The organism is Campylobacter sp. BCW_4323 (genome assembly GCF_001763115.1).
GTDB lineage: Bacteria > Campylobacterota > Campylobacteria > Campylobacterales > Campylobacteraceae > Campylobacter_D > Campylobacter_D jejuni.
This window is the reverse complement of sequence record NZ_MJYC01000072.1, coordinates 1-1,007: the sequence shown is the minus strand read 5'-3', so window position 1 is coordinate 1,007 and position 1,007 is coordinate 1. Positions and strand designations below refer to the sequence as shown.

1 protein-coding gene and 1 pseudogene are annotated in these 1,007 nt (G+C 20.5%); both read left to right on the top strand.

The annotated features are described in order from the left end of the window. Positions 1-818, top strand: a pseudogene (locus AJN60_RS07555) (hypothetical protein); the annotation flags it as partial. Then, positions 811-1,007: hypothetical protein (locus tag AJN60_RS07550; protein WP_186820823.1), on the top strand; the 197-nt coding region annotated here is incomplete at its 3' end. The pseudogene AJN60_RS07555 and the gene AJN60_RS07550, both read left to right, overlap by 8 nt.

Below are 1,007 nucleotides of genomic sequence, written 5' to 3'. Positions count from 1 at the left end.
ACTCTCTCTACCCCTACTACAAAAACATACAAAATTCCTTTACTCCTTTATGTTCTATAGATAATAAAAATAGTAATTTGTTAAAAGAATTTAATTTTGATAGTTTTTCTTGTAATTTTTATAATAATAATATTTTCAATCAAAGTCTTAAGCATTTAAATAATATACAAAATGAAAAAGAATATATCAATGAGTATAAAATATTTTTAGAAAATCTTAATTATTTTAATCAAGAATATAATAATTATAAGCTTGTATCTATACAAGCAATCAATAATTTAAAAATAGCCTATATACAAAAACTATCTTTAGAAAATATCAACAACATCAACATCGATTCAAAACCCTATCTATTAAAAGCTTTATATTTTTGTGAAGATTATGTTTTATATGATAAAGATAAGCAAGCTTTATTTGATGAAAACACAATAAAAGAATTAGAATTTAACTCTAGTTTTTATACTATCTTTATCTCTCATAAAAACAAACTAAATGATACTTATTTAAAAGCAAGAAAAGAACTTTATAAAAGTATTGATGAATTTAAAAAACTTGGTTTTGAAGATTTAGAAAATGCTTATCAAACTTATATTAATTCTTTGATTGTAAATAAAGAAATAAATAGTAAAGATGAAACAATAAATAAAAATAAAAACAAAGAAATAAATAAAAATTTAAATCAAGATGAAAATTCAAATCAAGAAAACAATACAAAACAAAGCAATACCATTATAGATGATATAAAAGAAGATTTTAAGATTGTATCTAATAATGCTATAATAAATAATACTAACTTTAAAGGTAAAAAAATTGCTTAAAATATCAAAAAAAATTTCTATTATAGTTTTTATTGTATTAGTTTTTATTGCAGTTGTTAGTAGTGTTTATGAGTTTATCCATGAAGCTCTAAAGTTTAAAGAAGATAATGAAAGCAAAGCAAGAGAAAATCTTAGTGCTTTAATCAAATGGAGTGAAAACGAAGGCAAGGAAGAATTAGAATATGCTAA